Source organism: Acinetobacter sp. B51(2017) (assembly GCF_003711395.1).
Taxonomy (GTDB): domain Bacteria; phylum Pseudomonadota; class Gammaproteobacteria; order Pseudomonadales; family Moraxellaceae; genus Acinetobacter.
In genome coordinates, this window is the sequence record NZ_PJRJ01000004.1 from 64,599 (window position 1) to 83,263 (window position 18,665).

The window sequence follows — 18,665 nt, forward strand, 5'->3', positions numbered from 1 at the left end:
CTGTAAGTTTCCTCTGTGACTTACCTTCCTGTAAGTTCGCTGTCTTTTCGACTTATCATTATCGTTATGCGATTATTCCCAACATTCCGTGTTGAGCTTTTGTTAAAGCTATATTCGCAGAAACTCAGCTGAAGCTCTATGCGTCAATTTCTCGAATCTTTGTAAGCCATTGCTTACAAAGTGCCGTTTTGCACCAAATAGTCAAAATTTTTAACCCTCATTAAGCTTTTTCTGTAGACCACTTTGCCGTGTAGTCATCACCATAAGCGCCTGTTGTAAACTATGTTTATCTGCCAAAATACTTACCGCAGATTTAGCACGGGTGATTGCCGTATAAATCAACTCACGACTGAGTAAGTTGGCTGCATAGCGATCTAACACCAAAGCAGTGTGCTTAAATTCGGAGCCTTGCGACTTATGGATGGTTAAGGCGAATGCAGTTTCTATGTTTTTGGGTAAACGCGGTGCAGGTAACCATTTCTCTAAGCTTGGGAAATACACATCAAATTGCCATTGCCCATCACGTAAACGTTGCAAGCAAATGCCAATATCGCCATTCGATAGCCCTAATTGGTAATCGTTATAGGTCATCATAACTGCGCGGCCAACATACCAATCACCTTGTTTAGTGGTATGTAAGGCAAGTTGTTGCAAAATACGTTTTTCAATCTGCTGATTGAGTTGATATAAACCCAATTGACCTTGGCGAATCGCGGTTAAAATTCGATACTCATCAAAACGCGCCAAAACCTCTGCTAAATCGTGTTCAGGTTCATCACTATCTACATAGCGTTTTAAGGCAGCAACATAGCCTGCAAAACCTAACATCAGTTGATCATAATATTGTGCATAATCTTCGTTGGTTAAGCTGTCGGGTAAATATTGTAACTGTACAACATCTGCCATATCGGCATGTAGCTCAATGGCTTGCAATTGCATTGGCGGCAATAATTGTTCTAACCGAGTGAGTACCTGCTCTGCTGGATGTTCTTGCTGAATAAATTGTGCCAACTCACCAATTAAAGCACCCGCTTTAAAGCGACGGCTGGTATGCAAATGCACCCGATGAGCAGCTAAATGTTCGACTTGCTGCAAATCTGCCAAGACTGCGCCTACATCAACCGAAGCCAACTGGTGGGCATCGCCCAATAAAATTAAACGGCTGCCTGAACCAATCGCAGCAAATAATAGGCTGGCTAGATTTAAATCCAACATCGAAGCTTCATCAACCACTACAACATCAAAAGGTAGCGGCTGCTGTGCCGAATAACGCGCTTGCTGTTGCATGCCTAAGCCCAATAAACGATGCAAAGTCACTGGATTTAAGTGTTTTAAATCTGCTGTGACCAAATGGCTTAGTTTAGCGTCACTAAAAGAATTTTGTAGCGCCTCTTTCATACGCTGAGCAGCTTTACCTGTAGGCGCTGCCATAGCAATACGTAAATCAGGTAAGGCTTGATTTAAGGCGGCAATAATCCGTGCCAACGTATAGGTTTTACCTGTACCTGGTCCACCTGTAATAATGGTCAATGCTTGCCTCGCCACTGCTGCCAAGGCTTGTTTTTGTTGTGCATCACTCAAAAGATCTTGATAATCATCCACCGAAAATTGCGCAACTTGTGCCTGTTGTAAGCGTAGGACATGCTGCGCTAAATTGTGTTCGAGCTGCCAATAACGATATAAATATAATTGTTGCTCGGCATAAATAAACGGTGCTATATGCTGCGGTTGAGCCACCAAATGCTGCAACGCCTGCACTTGCTCAGGCAACGCCTGTATACAACTATGGCCACTTTGCATCGCCAACAATAATTCTTGAATTAACTGCTGGGCTGGTGCAGACAAACCTTGAGCAATATATTGACTCCATGCGCTCATCCAAGGGGCATTTATATCTTGAGTTTGCATTAGGGCTGTTCCTCCACATGCCCCAACAAGGCATCTAAACGTAAAATAAACTCATCCGCGGGTTTAAAATAATGTACACCCTGCTGAGGTTGCCCATTCATACCACGTAAATATAAATAGCTCGCACCGCCTAAATGTTTAGCCATATCATAATCTTGTAACTGCACGCTTAAATGACGATGTAAAGCCACCAAATACAATCCTGCTTGCAACCAATAACTTGCCTGCGACATATTGGCTTGAATCTTGGCATTGGCATAATCCTGTTGATCTTGCCCTAAGAAATTACTTTTATAGTCGGCAATGTGATAGCGCTGCCCATCATAAAACACCAAGTCAATTGAACCTGTTAAATACCGCGCTGAATTGGCATGCTGAAGCGGCAACATATCAATCCCATATTCACGAAATAATTCACTAATGCGCTGCACGCCAAACACCCGATCTGCCAAAGACAGATAAAATGGAAATTCGGCACTATGTTGTTCGGGATTCAGCTGACTTAAGCAAAAGTCAGCAAATAACGGTGTATTAAGTACTTGTTGTAACCATTCAACCAACATCGCGTATAAATGCTCATCATTGGGTGCAGCAAATTCTGTGGCATATTGGTGTTGTAAATCTTGCCATAAGCTTGGATAACTATTTTTAAAACGTCGATGTAGCTCAAGTGCCCAATGCTGATGATCTTGAAAATCAATATGTTCAAAAATTTCATGTAAGAAATTACCAGCTAAAGTTCCCATAGGAAAATGCCGTTTAATCCATGCCAAAGGCTGCTCTGCTACTTGATCTTCTGGTATGACATACATGTCATCGGCAGCACTACCCATGTTTTCACGTTGGGCGGCTAAAGCATCTATAGCTTGTTTACGGCTTAAATGCTGTGACAACGCACTAAAGCTGGTTTTACTACGTGGATAAAAACGTTGTTTAGGCAAAGCTAAAGCCTGAATATCTAAAGATACGGTGGCGTGTTGTGGCGCAATCCATTCAGGACATTCCAGTAAGAGCGGCTCATCACAACAACCTAAATGACTAAAACCTTGACCCGCATTTTTCCAAAAGAGTAAACCATGCGCTTTATCTAAGGCTTTGGCACTAAGCATGGCATAAACGCGATGACTAGCACGCGTCAGTGCCACATACCACAACCGATGCTGTTCGGCTTCAAGACGCGCCTCGTGCTGTGCAATCATTTCTTCAGCCAAGCCATGTTTGTCATTGACGGCAATAATACGCTGTGGCTCAGTTTGACCTGTTTCGGGATTAGTCAACATTTGAGTGGAGAAATTCAGGGTCTTATTTATTTCACGCCCTGCTGAACTGGCACCCAGCAAAAATACGATTTTAAATTCTAAGCCTTTAGACTGATGTACGGTCATGAGTTGCACACCTGCGCTGTTGCTCAGGCTAAGTTCCATTTCCCAATCACGCTGACCGGATGCTTGAATTTGTTTTAAATACCAAGCATACAGGCTTTGTGCACCTTGATAACTCTCACTATGCTGGGTCAGACTTTCGGTTAAATGGCGCAGATTGACTACGCTACGTTCATTATCACGGTGTTGATAACGAACTAAATTTTCCCAAACTCCAAATACATTTAAGGTGTATTGCCATGCCGTTAAAAAGCCTTTATGCAGCCACATTTCACGAATATACTCAAAATCATGCATATATTGACTCAAGCCTTCAGGCTGCTGCTGAAGTTGGCTTAAATCTTGAAGATTTAAACCAATTAAGCGACTGAGCAAAGCACGTTTTACTTTGGCTTCATCAAAAGGATGTAAAATCGCTGTTAAAATTGCAGCCACATCCTGTGCCACCACACTATCAAAAACACTACGTTTTGAAGCACGATTGACACGAATATTTAAACGATTTAATTCATATTGGACTTTGTCTAACGCGTCGTGATTACGCGATAACACCGCAATATCATCGGGCTGTAAAAACTTTTTCTCGGCAAGCTCACCAAAATGTAATTGCTGTTGGGCGCTTAAATTCAGCAACTTACGAATCTGCCATGCCACTTGGATCGATTCTTGGTCAGCATCAGGCAAGGTAATAAAACGTAGGGGCTGAGGGTTCGCAATTTGATGCTGATAACAAATGGGATGAGCACGCGCAACTGCCTCTACAGGCTGATAGCTTACCTCTTCGCCAAAATCCATCTGTTGCTGAAATAGTGCATCGACCACTTCTACTAATTCACGCACCGAACGCTGATTGTATTTTAGACTATATAAACGACCGTTTTTAGCCAAGACATCTTGGCGAGCTTTGCTATAGGTGAGCATATCACCGCCCCGGAAACCATAAATCGCCTGTTTAGGGTCGCCCACCATAATCATACAACCTTGGCTATACCATTTTGGGTTACGCCAAATTTGCTTAAGCATATTGTCTTGATCTTGGTTGGTATCTTGAAATTCATCGACCAAAATTAATGGATAACGACTATGTACATATTGAGCAAAGCGTTGCCCCTGCTCACCTTGTAACGCCTCACTTAAACTTCGCATTTGCTGGGCAAAGGTGGTTTCGCCTTTTTGTTGTAATAACTGTGGTAAACGACGCTTTACCTCACTGGCTAAATGATATTTAAGATAGAGATCCAAAGCATCTAAATTTAAATGCAAATCTTTTAATTGCTGACAAAATTTTGCTAAGGTCAACATAATCGGATGCTGTTCAAAGCCCGCTAATACCTCAGCACTGCATTTATTCAGAACTTTTTTAGTGGCTAAATCAGTGATGCCTTTTAAGGTGTTCTCAAAGGCAGCAGCAAACAAGGCTTGACCACGACGTTGCTTTAAGGCTTTTAAAAATAGCGGCAATTTTTCTGTCAATAACCATTGCATGCTTGCGTTGTCACGCCATTTTTTAGCCACAACACTATGATATTGCCCATCAGGCGCATAGTAATCTTGTAAACTCTCTATACTGCTCAGATCAAGCTGAATGAAGGCATCAATCGCCTGTTCAAATTGCTGTAAATCAAGGCTTGGGGCTTCAACCTTTTGTAATGTGGCAGAAGCAAAATTTAGGCTAGTTTCAACCACAGCCACATAGCTTTCTACCGACTTGAGTTTTTGATTTAACAGCAAATAATCAATGACTGCTTGCGGTTGCAATTGAATCCATTCACGTAAAACATCATGAATAATTTGCTGGGTGTACAATTTAGCATTGTCACTAATAGCAACATGTTCAATCTTGCCACTTTCAAACGAAAACTCCGTGAGCAGTTTTTGACTAAAACTATCGAGCGTACCAATAAACAACTCATCAAGCTGATCCAGCACCAAATTTAAACGCTCACAGGCATAGCCAATTTTGTCTGAATAATCTTGTAAGAGTTTTTGAAACAATATGTCTGTTTCATTTGCCGCATGTAGTAATACTTCACTCGAGCTCAATGCTTGATAGCTTTTTAAAAAATTTAAGGTCTGTTGCAAACGTTTACGAATACGCGTTTTGAGTTCAGCCGCAGCAGCACGGGTAAAGGTAGTGGCAATCACTTGATGCGGCAAATAGTCATGTAACAGAATCCGCACCATTAAACTCGATAGCGTATAGGTTTTCCCTGTACCTGCCGACGCTTCAATCCAATGCAACCCTTTAAACTGCATATCGACAATGGGTGCAAAAGAAGGTTCTGGCTGATAAAAACTGTTCATGTTGCGTCCTGTACCACTTGATGCCAGAAAATTGGCTGATAAAGTCGATAAGAGAAGTCTAAGCACGCTTGTTCTAACAATTGTTGAGTGTCACAGTCACGTAAAATAAACTGCCAATCACGGTGTTTAATATTCCACTCTTCATTGTCATAGCGATAACCAGCAAAGTTGTCGGATTTACGCCATTCTTTAAACAGCTTGTCTAAATCTTTGACTTGCATAAAACCATGAGTGTCAATCCATTCAATTTTGACTTCATCTTTTAAGATCAGTTCCGCGGGTAACACTAGCGGCTGCTGCTTGGCGTGGTGCCATGCCTCTAACCAATCATTAAGCCATTGTTTCGCTTGATTGGAGCTTACCCCTTGGCAAACAAGGGTTTTATTACTACATACCGCAACGCGTTGCAATTGGCGACCACCTTCGCCTAAGTCTAAATAAGCCAACCATAATAAATACTCAAGCCACACCCGACCACGGCGTTTGGGTTTAGCACTGGCTGCCAGCACATTCACCCAAAGTGCTGTATCTTGTTGTGGCACTTGGATGCTGATATGTAAGTGCGCGTGAAGCTTGAGGACTTGGCGCGTGGTTGCGGTAGGCGCTTCGGCAAAGACATATAAACGCTCTAGCAACTGCTGTTGTTCTAACAGACTTTGTTGCCATGTCGCATGCTGGGTTTTGCCCACAGGTAAAATATCTTTGACCAATTCAGCTTCAGGCCGATGCTGCTGCAACATAAACTCACGCAGCTGGTACTTTTTTAAACCATTGAGCAGTAAAGGTTCTTGCGCTTCAATGGCATCGGTTGGGCTTAAGTTTTTCACCCCTAAGTTTTTTAAATAACTACGCGCAGGGAATAAAATATCTTGTATCCATTGTTCACTGTCTAATACTTCGAGTTGCGGCTCAAGCTGGGTCAGTTGATAAGTTCCTACACTCCATGCTGGGCGCGGTTGTTTGGCGCTACTGAGTTGTTTAGCAACTTTAAACCACTGGTTTTGATAACGAATACACTTTTGTTGGCTAAACCCAAGTGGATCAAAAGGTTGTAGCGGATGAATCCGATACAGGCTAAATAATTGACTCGCAATTTCTACACCATGTACATCAACACTAGCTGGCAACTCAGCAGGTTTTTGGGTGATTAAGTTAAGATGCTGCACAAATTCTTGCACTACACTGGATGGATCACGCACTTCACTGTCGTTTAAATCAAAAGCATTATAAAACAGCCACACGTTGTCTTTTGCCAATAATAACGCATCTAAAAACGCCCCTTGATCATCTTCTAAACGGGAGCGATCACCTAATTTAGGACGTAACATTTGCATTAAATCAAAGGGGATATGCTGATCACGATTCGGGAATTTGCCACTGTCTAAATTCAGCATCACCACCAATTTATAAGGTACAGGACGAATCTGACCCATTTGGCTAAAGGTGATTTGCCCTGTGGGTTCTGCTTGCTCAAGCTGTGTGGTGAGCGTTTTTTCGATTTCGGCTAAAATATACGGCAATGGCAAGGTTAAACTGCGTAATGCATCTTGTTCGTCATCATCATAGAAACTGGTTAAGGTCAGCATACGTTCTTGTTTTTTAACCAAGCTATAGACTTGCTCTAATACTTCAACGCCCGCTGCTTTAAACTCGTTAATTTCATCCATTAAACAATTGAGCCAATATTCTGCGCTTTGCTCGGTCTCAGTTTCATGCTCATTGAGCCAAGTACGCCGCGCGGCAATATCTTGGTAAATTTCAATCAGGCAACCAATTAAACTAAAGTCACTTGGACGCACTTGGGCATAGCTTAAAGTCTGATTAAATACGCGGTGTTCAGGAATCGCTATCCCCAGCGCTAAACGATCCAAAGCAAACTTAAAGCTAAAACGATAGTCTTCATCACCTTGGCTTAGACTTTCTTGTAAATGTAACGCATCAAAACCACGTTTAAACCCTGCCGCTTGCAGCAGCTCATACATGCGCTCTAAGCCATTCGGCTCAAGCCCATAACGCTGTTGTGTGGCATACAAACTCAGCCAATCGGCAAATTCTTCTAAAGTAAAACGCCCTTGTAATAATTGAATACGCCCGAGCACAGCACGCCATGCATTGCCAACATCCAATTGACCCACGCCTGCGATTTGAATCGGCAAATAGACGCTGTCATGTTGCATGCGCTCACGTTCAGACAAGGGCGCGGCAAAGGTGCTACGAATTTGCGGTTCAATATCTTTTAAATTCGGACATAACACCAAAATATCGCTGGCACGGCGCGGTGTTGCAGCAGTACTTTGACTCAGCCAATGGATAATTTGTTCTTTTAAAACTTCTAGCTGGCGTAAACTGGAATGACAAACATGAATCTGAATGGAATCATCATCTTCGGCCAAAACATAAGCATTGGGCTTAGGTTGAACTAAATTTAAAATATCACTTTGCAGCTTACCCAAGAGGGTCTGTGGATAATCTTCGGGGAATAAGTCAAACCATTGCCCTTCTTGATTGGAAGATAAACTTGCCAACAAAGAGAAATGATCACGCGCTTGCTTACCAAAACGGGTTAATAACGGATGATGTGAGTCGCGTTTTTCAGCATTAAATTCTAGACTAAACTTTTTAACGTAAGTTTGAATTGCCGCATCATCCACTGTACGCCCTTGCGCTTGCTCACGCTCAATAAAACGCTGCCGCAACTGTGCGTCATAACGGGCTTTCCAATGTGGATCGACCATATCCGCCCAATATTCTTGTGAGGGGTTGTAATGCAACACAAAAATATCAAGATACTGCCCTAAGCGACGTAAAAATTTTAATTGTACGGGTGGCAAATCCAACAAGGTAAATAACACCAATTGCTGAGGCAGGCGTTTTAAGGCATCTTGACGGGTAGTTGGGTCATCTAAACGTTGCCAAAATAACTGATCAATATGCGCCACTTGTTTAAAGTCTTCGGCAAAGACCGCATGCCAAAGCCAGCGTTGCCATGCTTCGAGTTCAGTGGCTTGCTCAAGTTGAAATTGTTCAATCTCAGTGCCGACGTTAAAGAACAGTTGTTCTACCTGTAGGGCTTGATTGGCTGACCAAGTTTGTAGCCAATTGCTACCGCACTGACACACACCTGTACAACTGCTGCAATCGCTGCGATATTCCATATAATTGGAAAATAAACGCGACACTTGCTCCGCCACCCAATACAACATACTTTGCTTTTTGCCCAGTTGTTCAAAACCTTGTAAACGGTCGGCACTGGCATAAATACGTTGAATAATGGGATATAAGGGATGCTGTTGCTTTAAAGGGTTAATGGGGCTTTGAATAAAATTTTTCAGGCTTTGATAGATACGCCATTTGATCATTAAACGCGGTAAGTTGGCCTTACGTACTTCATCACGTTGATCATGCAACACTTCTTGATAAGCCCACCATTGAAAACCACGAATTCGATGATGAAATTGATTATTGGCACTAATGCCGCGCTTTTCCGCCAAACGCTGCGTCAGCCAAGTTTCTAAGGCAATGGATGGCACAATAAAATGCTGTGCTTTAAGCACCATAAGTGGATTCTGATACGGTTGTTGCACCGCACGCAGCATGGCCTCAAACAGCACTTCAATCCGCTGACTTTGCATCACATGAATCGCCATAATGTCCTCAAAAAACCCATCAAAATATTAATTTTTCTACAAAATCATAAAGATTTTGCACTAGACCCCTTGGCACTGCTATGTCAAATTAACAGCAAATCCAAGCCATGCTTCACTTTATATCACTAAAAAAATCTAACAGTAGTTTAAGGTATTTCACGATGAAAATTGACAATATTCCACAAACAATTGATCCTAAATTAAATCTAGAACAAGTCCGCGCTGAGTGCTTAGAACTGGTCAAAAAACGTGCCTATGTCTCTGCTGGCGCTGCCATTATTCCCATTCCATTTTTAGATGTATTTATTGATGTGGGGATTTTGTCGCAGCTGATTCCGCAGATTAATGCGCGCTTTGGTTTAGCGCCTGAACAAGTCACTGTATTTGACCCAAAAACCAAACAAATTCACTGGAATGAACTGAAAAAACGCGGTGTGCAATTCTCTGGTATGGTGGTAGCACGTACCGCAATGAAAAAATCGTTTAATAACATTGCAGCCAAATATGTCACCAAACAAGTGACTAAATTTATTCCACTCGGTGGTCAAATGATTGCCGCAAGTTTGGGCTATATGGTAATGAAAAAAGTCGCCGAAGCGCATGTAGAAGAAAGTTATAAACTGGCAAAGGGCATTCAGCTCAAACAAGGTGTAGAACGTGGCGAAGCAGTGGCTCCACCGGTGACGAACGTACCAAGCCTCGAAAAACAGCAAGATGATGCAGCCAAAAAATAACAGCAACGCGATAAAAAAACGCTCAATCGAGCGTTTTTTTATGTGGCTTTTAATTGTTTTAAGATAGTTTCTAACACCTGAATACGGGCGGTATTTTTATCATCGGTAGCGATGATATGCCACGGCGCATCATGACTACTGGTATGTGCAAACATATCCGCGGCTGCTTGCAAATAATCATCCCAACGCTCACGGTTGCGCCAATCTTCTTCGGTAATTTTAAAGCGTTTGTGCGGAGTGTCTTCTCGTGCTTTAAAACGCGCTTCTTGTTCATCCTTAGAAATCGCCAACCAAAACTTAATAATGACGTGGTTGTGGTCAATTAAGTCTTGTTCAAAACGGTTAATTTCTGCATAGGCGCGTTGCCACTGGGCAGGATGAGCAAAACCTTCAACCCGCTCGACTAAGACTCGTCCATACCATGTGCGGTCAAAAATATTAATATCACCATCGGTTTGAATACGACGCCAAAAACGCCATAAATACGGACGACGTAGCTCATAGGGTTCTGGTGCAGCAATGCTATGAATTTCGTATTCACGCGGATCAAGCTTTTGCACAATGCGTTTAATCGCACCACCTTTGCCCGCTGCATCCATACCTTCAAAGCAAATCAAGACATGCCGTTGATCAAAGCGTAAGGCATCTGCGACCTCGCTGCTCAATTTTTTGAGTTTGCTTTTATATTCCGTTTTATCTAAAGCGCTATTTTCGGGTTGCAATAATGCAACTGGAATAGGATTGTTTTTCCACTTGGTTTTCACCTCTTTGCTATGTTCTGGGCAATCTTTGAGGGCTTTTAAAATATGTTGGGCAAAAATTTGGTCACGGTGTTTATCTTCACCATCAATGATCAACCAATCATCGGTAAAGCGTTTACGTAAGCGTTGTAAAGTGTCGTATTTGTGTTGATTATGCCAGTCAATGCCATGCAATTTATGCCAGCGTGCTTCGCTTGGCGGCATATCTTCAATGCGTTGTTGCAAGGTTTTCCATGACAGATCAAACCAAACTTTAATCACATCGACATTGTTGTTTTTTAAATCTTGCTCATATATGGCCATTTTTTTAATGTATTCATCATATAAACTATCATCTATCGGATGAGACACATGCATGGCGGTATTGAGTAAATCGCTATACCAGTTGCCAAACAAAATCGTAATTTGCCCTTCTTTGGGAATAGAACCCATATAAGGCAACCAGTAGGGCTGACTGTGATCAAGCACTAAGGGTTTATCGGCCTTAACCTTTAAATAACGTGGATCAACCCATTCACGCAGTTGTTTGACGGCTTCGCCCTTACCAGCTAAATCAATACCATTGACTAAAATCAGTAAGCTTTTGGCATTTTTTTGATCTCGACTTTCACGTAAAGCAAACTGCGCTTCGATTAAATCAAAAGACAGTTGATCTTCATCCATGAGTTTAAATTTTTCTGTCATTCGCTGCCGCCTAAAATGTATTTGTTATAGTTATGGATATGTGTACAAAGATTTTGCTGATTCTGCAATCGAGATACTACATTTTTTTGTATTTAAGCGAGTTTTAGTCATAGCAGCGTTTTACATAAGCTATTAAGCTTAACCTTCTATCTTGAGCTTGGAATACGTATGTCAAAACTTGCGGTTTTAAATGAACTTTTAGTGAAGTATCAACAATTAAACTATCATCAAAATCCGCAGTTATTGCAGCGTTTACGCGACGTACAAAATTGGCAAAAGCAACGCATTATTCAAAGTCATGCTACAGAGTTTAAACAAAAACAAAATGTGCTTATGGCAGAGTACTTTATGAATCGCCTCTATGGTGGGCCTGATTTTGATGCTTTAGCAGCACAAATCGAGCGTTTAATACCTAAAATTCATAAAGCCGAAAAACTCATCCCCGAAAATGCCATTAAAACAGGTACAGCAGGGATTCAATTGGCGATTTTAGCGGTGCAGTTGGATGAACAAGTCGCGGCACAATTATTACAAGATTATCCAGAAAACACCCCGCTGACAGATGAAATTATGCGCATCACTTATCTTAAATTAGATCAACAGCAGCAACGTCTCGAACAGTTGCGCCAATTGGATCAATTGGGCATCAGCTTAGATAAATATCTACGCTCTTTTGTGGTGCAGACTGCGTTTAAAATGTGTAAGGGCACTGCTTATAAGCATAAATTTGAGGTGATGTACGAATTTATGCAAGATGGTTTTGCAGCTATGAAGCCTTTAAAGTCGGCAGAAAAATTTGTGCGTGATTTTACCGAGCAAGAGCGTGAAATTGTGCGTAAAGTTCATGCTGGTGACCCAACACCTTTTGTTTAACTTAAGCAGATTGAAGCAGGTTTAGTTGCGCTATAAATACAACAACTGTGCTTTTTTTCTGTATATTATGGAACACATTCAAGTCTGCATGGCTGTACAACGCTTTATAATCTGTCATGATGCAGCACTGTTTTTAACTCTATTTCCCTGTTAGGAGTGAGACTCATGTCTAACGAAAATCAAACGCCTACAAACGCACAGAACACAGACAAAGTGAGCCCATTCTTAACTGAGCCACTACCACAAGGCGCACCACAAGGTCAGCAACAAAGCGTACAACAAGATGCGCCGCGTGCCATTCCTAAATACAACTTACCACGCGGTGCCAATACCGGTAACGTCGGTGAAAAAACTCACTTTGGCTACCAAACGGTGAATAGTGAAGAAAAAGCCCAAAAAGTGGCTGAAGTGTTCCATTCGGTTGCAAGTAAATACGACATTATGAATGACCTGATGTCATTTGGTATTCACCGTCTATGGAAACGCTTTGCAATTAACATGTCAGGTGTACGCCGTGGTCAACACGTTTTGGACATCGCTGGCGGTACAGGCGATTTAGCCAAAGTATTTAGCCGTGAAGTAGGTCCTACAGGTCATGTGGTGTTATCTGACATTAACGAATCTATGCTCAATGTTGGTCGTGATCGTTTATTGGATGCTGGCTGTGCCAACGTTGATTTTGTTTTAGCCAATGCTGAAACTTTAGAACCATTTGCCGACAACAGCTTTGATTTAGTGACCATTTCTTTTGGTTTACGTAACGTGACCGATAAAGATGCAGCACTAGAAGCAATGTACCGTGTACTTAAGCCGGGCGGTCGTTTATTAGTTTTAGAATTCTCTAAACCTGTATTTGAGCCATTCTCAAAACTTTACGATTTATACTCATTCACTGCATTACCAGTCATGGGCAAACTGATTGCTAATGATTCAGAAAGCTACAAATACTTAGCTGAATCGATTCGTATGCACCCAGACCAACGTACCTTAAAAGGTATGATGGAAAATGCCGGCTTTAGCAACTGTGATTACCACAACTTAACTGGTGGTATTGTGGCCGTGCACCGTGGCTTTAAACTTTAAGGCTTGATGATATGTGGTCGATTCTTGCCTTAGGTGCAGTCGAACGCTTTATGCATCATCTGATTGATCTGGATGCGATTACTCGCATTCAGCTCAACAGCTTGCACGGCAAAATGCTACGTGTGGTGATTGACTCGCCGCAATTGTCTGTCGATGTGTTTTTTGACGATGGCAAAGTTCGTTTAGAACCCACCGCTACAGGTCAAAGTCACACGCCCTCAATCTTCGAACAACGCCCTTTTGATCCTGTGCATGTGCCAATTGTGGCAAACGCGACTTTGCATGTCGGTAGCGTGGTTGAACTATTAAAACTTCTTGTCAGTGAAGATGTAGGTACCATTCCCCTGCAAGGCGATTATCGTTTATTGCAAGATGTGCAACGCATCATGCAAAACAGCGAACTCGACTTAGCTGCACATTTAAGCCCATGGATCGGTGCCAATCTTGCGCATGAAATTGGTAAGCTGCAAGCCTTGCCTAAACTGATGAAAGATCAGCTACAAAGCCAAGCCTTTATTGCAGAAGATTACTTAAAAGAAGATTCTGGTTTATTTGCCCCACGTTGGCAGATGGATGACTTACAACAGGCGACGCGTCGCTTGCAACAAAATATTGACCGTGCTGAAGCAAAAATTTTAGCGCTGCAACACAACATTTCTTAACTTAGGTAATGGCATTTATGATTCCGCATGTTTCACGTTTACTCGAACTTTGGCGCATTGCCGCGCACTATAGACTCGACACGTTGTTTCCTGCCGAAGAATTGCCTGCCAAAGCCCGTCCAATCTTAAACTTAATCCGCCTGCATCCTGCGGCATGGTCAAGTAAAGAAAAAGACAATCCTTTAAAGCTTAAACAAGCTTTAGAAGATATGGGGCCTTTAGCAATTAAGTTAGGTCAATTGCTTTCAACCCGTCGGGATTTAATTCCGCCTGAAGTATTGCAACAGTTGGTATTACTGCAAGATCGCGTTAAACCCTTTGGTTCTGATGTGGCTAAAATGCGCATTCAAAACGCCTTAAAAGCCGATATTACCACCCTGTTTGCGCGTTTTGATGAACAACCGCTGGCCGCAGCTTCTATTGCGCAAGTGCATACCGCAGCGCTGCATGATGGACGCGAAGTGGTGGTTAAAGTCACCCGTCCCGACATCAAACGTCAATTATTACAAGACTTTGAAATTTTACAGTGGCTTGGCGCAACCTTAGAAAAACGCCTAGAAGCTGCGCGCGCTTTGCATTTATCGGAAATTATCCAAAGCTATCGTCAAACCATTTTAAATGAGTTGGACTTAACTTTAGAAGCCGATAACACGCGTCGTATGCGTCATTACTTTACAGGCTCAAGCATGATGTATGTGCCTGAAGTATATATAGATAGCGTTGATGTGATGGTCGCAGAGCGCATCACGGGTGTGCCCATTTCTGAAACCCATGTCTTTGATGAAATGGGCATGGATCGTGCCGATTTAGCCGAAAAAGGTCTAACGATTTTCTTTACTCAAGTCTTTCGCGATAACTTTTTCCATGCCGATATGCATCCGGGTAATGTGTTTGTCGAAACCATCAATCCAAGTAATCCGCGTTATATCGCGCTCGACTGCGCAATTATGGGGGAGCTGTCTAAAAGCGACCAAATGACTGTAGCACGCATGTTACTTGCCGTGATGAACAGTAACTTCCTACAACTCATTCAAATTGTGCATCAAGCCGGTTGGATTCCACCGGGCACCAATCAAGATGAACTAGCACGAGAAATGCGCCGTACCGTAGGTCCAATGGTATCTAAACCCATGGATCAATTGGATTTTGCTGGTATTTTATTGCAAGTGATGGACATTGCGCGTCGTTTCCATTTGGAAATTCCACCGCAACTGATGTTATTGCTTAAAACCTTAGTGCATGTTGAAGGTTTAGGTACAGATTTGTATCCGCAACTTGATATTTGGAAACTCGCCAAGCCTATCTTGACCGATTGGGTCAAAGCGCAAATGAACCCACAAAAAAACTTAAAAGAATTGGGTGAAAAAATTCCAGATTTATTGTTGGGCGCCCAAGATCTCCCAACTTTAATGATTGATAGTTTAAACGGCTTAAAAAATCAGTCTGCATGGCAAGAAAAGCAGCTGCGTGAATTGCAAAATTTACGTTTGCAAATGGAACAACAGCAAAAACGTTCTTGGTTATTTGGCAGTATCATTGCAATTTTATTAGCAATTGCAATCATTAGCCCTTGGTATATCGCTTGGGTGTTGATCGCGATCACCAGCTTTATGACGATATGGCGCATGGCGAAATAAAAGCCGAGTGCTCAATAAAACTAAATAAAGATCATCAAACAGATGGTCTTTATTTTGTGACGTAGGTCAACTTTTTAAAATAACTAAAAAATCAAAGCATAAAAACTCGTAATTCTGTAAATTCTACTTATAATTCATGCGCTATATAACAAATGTCATCTTTGCGTTGTATTTTGTTAACGGTAAAGCATTTTTTATCACGAGTTTCGTTTGGGGTCTTTATATGTTTATTCAAGCTGTTAAAATCTCGGCGCTTAGCGCTGCCATGCTCACTTTAGCTGCCTGTGGCGGTGGCGGAGGTGGCGGTAGCTCAACACCAGCCTATACTAGCCAAACGGTAACGGGTGTAGCCGTAGACTTTTATTTAAAAGATGCAACAATTACATTTAAGAACCCAAACTGTGCTTCAGTAAAGACCAATCACACGGGTCAGTTTAGCTTTAAAACCAGCCAAGCATGCCAGAATTCAGCTATGAGCATTACGGGTGGTACAGACACAGGAACAGGCTTACCCTTTACAGGTCGTTTACAATTAAAGGCAACTGATTTTAACCAAGCCAATAAACTTGCTGTAACTCCATTAACAACACTAGAAAAACATTTAGTTGATGCAGGCCAACAAGATCAGCTTGCTAACATTTTAGCAAACTTAGGCATTCGCGATGAAGGTACTCAAGATTTAAGTCGCTTTAACCCAGTGACCGATGGCACTGCGCGTACCGCTGCGGTGGCTTTTGCTCTGCAACAATTAGTCAATAAAATTGAAGACAATCTAGAAAACCTTAAAGTCAATGATTCAGCGGTATTCAGCGCTGATCAAGCTGCACAAATTGCCTTTTTAGCTGTGATTGATGTGGTAAAAGAACAAGCATTATTTACACAAGGTGCAGTAAGTTTTGATGAGAGCACTTTAAATTTAGTGCTTGACCAAGCATTTACAGCAGCTGAAGCAGCCCTACAGGCTAAAGACCCAGATGCAATGATTCCTGTTAGTCTGATGAATGACATTGCCGCAGATTTAAGTAAATTAGCACAGCTATTAGATGATTTAGTTAAACAAAGTGGTGATGCTCAGCAATTACTGAATGAGTTAAAAAAACCTGAAAATCAAGCCATTCTTGAAGAAACTTTAAAAGAACCTGCATCTGAAATTATTACCCAACCTGTCTATGGTAATTTTGCTGTCGCTGGCTACAGTGTCTTAGATCTGAAAAACTCAAGCCAAGCTGCGCCAATTTTACTTGATCCTAAAGATATCGATAAAGTACTCGAGTTTAATTTTGGCATTAACAATACAACTAAAGCGCTAGAAGATAATTTCCGTCTAGGCTTTAGTGTTCAAGCACACACAGGTGATCGTACTGAAACGCTTGATGTCATCTTGGATGAAGTGAAAGTTACTTTTGATAAGACGGGTCGTATTGCAACAGCAACCATTAGCGAAGGTACATTATTAACCGTAGACTCAAGCATGAAATTCCCTGTACCGGGTCAAAATGCGAGTGTTTCTTATATTCAAACTGAATCACCTCGTACATTTAGTGTGAGCAATAACCGTACTATTTCCCTAAGCCAATTACTTCAAAGTGATGATCGTTTAGCATCTGCTTATAACAACTATAAAGCTAATCTAGTATCTGGTAACAGTATGGACGCTAAAATATTTGTTGAGCCAAAAAACTATCTGATTGATCCTGCTTTAGGTTTACAAGTATCTACGATGAAGATTAAAAACTATAGCTTCTCAGCACCAAGTCTCAAAGCGTATTTCCGCCTGAAATAATTTAGCGTTTAGGTCAGCATCAACATGCTGACCTTTTTTATTTTTCTGATCTTTTTATATTAAATATCTATGAACCTAAAAACTTTGTGTCTTGCTCTAGGCGCGTGTGCAAGTGGTTATACTCTAGCCGCGCCCAATGACCTATTTTTACAAGCCAATGACTTTAAAGCGCAAGATTCAGCGCTTCAGCTAACTGTAGCCTTAGATGCCGTGAATGACACGATTGATGTGTTTGATATGCGTCAAAGCGAAGGTGTGAGCGGAGATCGTGGCGATTATATCGGTGGGCATATTGCTGCTGAATATCAGCTTAATCCTAAGTGGAGCATCGAAGGTAGTTATTATTACCGTGATATCGACTTAGCGCCAGATACCAATACGATTCATAGCGCATTGCTTGGCGTTCGCTATCAACCTGAATTGCCATTTTTAGCACACAATGATGCTATAGCATTTCGTGCCAGTGTTTGGGGAAATCGTAGTGATGAGCTAACTAAATCTAGCCCCACTCGTATCAATACACATACTTTTGATCAAGTTAGTGTGACCAAGCCACAAGACTTACAACTGCAATTTGATGCGCTATTTTCACGTAAAATTGACCACATGAACCAAGTCAATGCCTTTGCCAGTCTAGGTTATAGCAAAGTCGAAATTGAAAATCTTAAAATGCGCACCCTTTATCAAGGCTGTTTAGCAGATATCAATGTCGGATCCAATAACCAATATACAGGTCAACTGGCTGCACCATGTAAAATTGGTGGTTCAACCGTACATCAACTTGAAATTACAGGTGACGCTAAAGACTATGGTTTAGAAGTTGATAAAGACCTCAATTACGATAGTTATTTTGCCAGCCTAGGCGGCTCATGGAATTGGCGTTACCAACAATTTGAAAGCCAAATCGCCTATCAATATCAATATTTATGGCGTCAAGATATTGATGATCGGGTTGCGCAATTTGGTAACAGTGCCATTAAAGACAATCATCAATTAGGTCTAAAACTCAGCTATGACCTAAACCCTAAAATGAGTGCTTTTGTACAAGGTGAGCTGTATCAACATAACTTTGTCGGGCAAATTCCATTTTTATATAATGGTACAACAGCTTCACGTTTAGATAAGCGCTATGGTTTAGCCTCAATCGGTCTACGCTTGCATAGCTTCTAAATTAGACTCACCACTCAAAGCACTTGATTGTAAAATA

At 41.7% G+C, this 18,665-nt stretch carries 11 protein-coding genes; 7 read left to right on the forward strand and 4 right to left on the reverse strand.

Features of this window, described 5'->3' with window-relative positions; translation table 11 throughout:
* Positions 1-210: 210 nt before the first annotated feature.
* The 3 genes from recD to CYK47_RS03220 are packed head-to-tail and all read right to left on the reverse strand — an operon-like array spanning position 211 to position 9,241.
* Positions 211-1,908, reverse strand: coding sequence for an exodeoxyribonuclease V subunit alpha (recD, locus tag CYK47_RS03210; RefSeq protein ID WP_122898866.1), 1,698 nt, complete (start codon positions 1,906-1,908; stop codon positions 211-213).
* Positions 1,908-5,594 carry a UvrD-helicase domain-containing protein gene (locus CYK47_RS03215; protein WP_122898868.1) on the reverse strand — a complete coding sequence of 1,229 codons (3,687 nt, stop codon included), beginning with the start codon at positions 5,592-5,594 and terminating at the stop codon, positions 1,908-1,910. The genes recD and CYK47_RS03215 overlap by 1 nt, the downstream gene beginning before the upstream one ends.
* Positions 5,591-9,241 carry an exodeoxyribonuclease V subunit gamma gene (locus CYK47_RS03220; RefSeq protein WP_122898870.1) on the reverse strand — a complete coding sequence of 1,217 codons (3,651 nt, stop codon included), beginning with the start codon at positions 9,239-9,241 and terminating at the stop codon, positions 5,591-5,593. The genes CYK47_RS03215 and CYK47_RS03220 overlap by 4 nt, the downstream gene beginning before the upstream one ends.
* Positions 9,242-9,402: 161 nt before the next feature.
* Between CYK47_RS03220 and CYK47_RS03225 the strand changes: the two genes are divergently transcribed.
* Complete coding sequence (locus tag CYK47_RS03225; RefSeq protein ID WP_122898872.1) at positions 9,403-9,975, forward strand: hypothetical protein; 573 nt, start codon at positions 9,403-9,405, stop codon at positions 9,973-9,975.
* A gap of 38 nt (positions 9,976-10,013) precedes the next feature.
* Here CYK47_RS03225 and pap read toward each other — a convergent pair whose 3' ends face one another.
* Entirely contained in the window at positions 10,014-11,420 is a 1,407-nt protein-coding gene (gene pap / locus CYK47_RS03230; RefSeq protein WP_122898874.1) for a polyphosphate:AMP phosphotransferase, read from the reverse strand.
* A 168-nt stretch (positions 11,421-11,588) separates the two neighbouring features.
* Between pap and CYK47_RS03235 the strand changes: the two genes are divergently transcribed.
* The 6 genes from CYK47_RS03235 to CYK47_RS03260 all read left to right on the forward strand — a co-directional run bounded on the left by CYK47_RS03235 (position 11,589) and on the right by CYK47_RS03260 (position 18,628).
* The gene (locus CYK47_RS03235) at positions 11,589-12,293 is read left to right on the forward strand and encodes a DUF8198 family protein (protein ID WP_122898876.1); all 705 of its coding nucleotides are present in this window, start codon (positions 11,589-11,591) and stop codon (positions 12,291-12,293) included.
* A gap of 165 nt (positions 12,294-12,458) precedes the next feature.
* Positions 12,459-13,376 (forward strand): bifunctional demethylmenaquinone methyltransferase/2-methoxy-6-polyprenyl-1,4-benzoquinol methylase UbiE, encoded by a 918-nt coding sequence (gene ubiE, locus CYK47_RS03240; RefSeq protein ID WP_122898878.1) that lies wholly within the window; start codon positions 12,459-12,461, stop codon positions 13,374-13,376.
* An 11-nt stretch (positions 13,377-13,387) separates the two neighbouring features.
* Entirely contained in the window at positions 13,388-14,038 is a 651-nt protein-coding gene (locus tag CYK47_RS03245) for a ubiquinone biosynthesis accessory factor UbiJ (protein ID WP_122898880.1), read from the forward strand.
* 17 nt (positions 14,039-14,055) lie between these two features.
* Positions 14,056-15,675, forward strand: coding sequence for an ABC1 kinase family protein (locus tag CYK47_RS03250; protein ID WP_122899012.1), 1,620 nt, complete (start codon positions 14,056-14,058; stop codon positions 15,673-15,675).
* Between the two features lie 223 nt (positions 15,676-15,898).
* Positions 15,899-17,458, forward strand: coding sequence for a hypothetical protein (locus tag CYK47_RS03255; protein ID WP_122898882.1), 1,560 nt, complete (start codon positions 15,899-15,901; stop codon positions 17,456-17,458).
* Positions 17,459-17,527: 69 nt separating this feature from the next.
* Positions 17,528-18,628 (forward strand): hypothetical protein, encoded by a 1,101-nt coding sequence (locus tag CYK47_RS03260; protein ID WP_122898884.1) that lies wholly within the window; start codon positions 17,528-17,530, stop codon positions 18,626-18,628.
* The last annotated feature ends 37 nt before the right edge of the window (positions 18,629-18,665 follow it).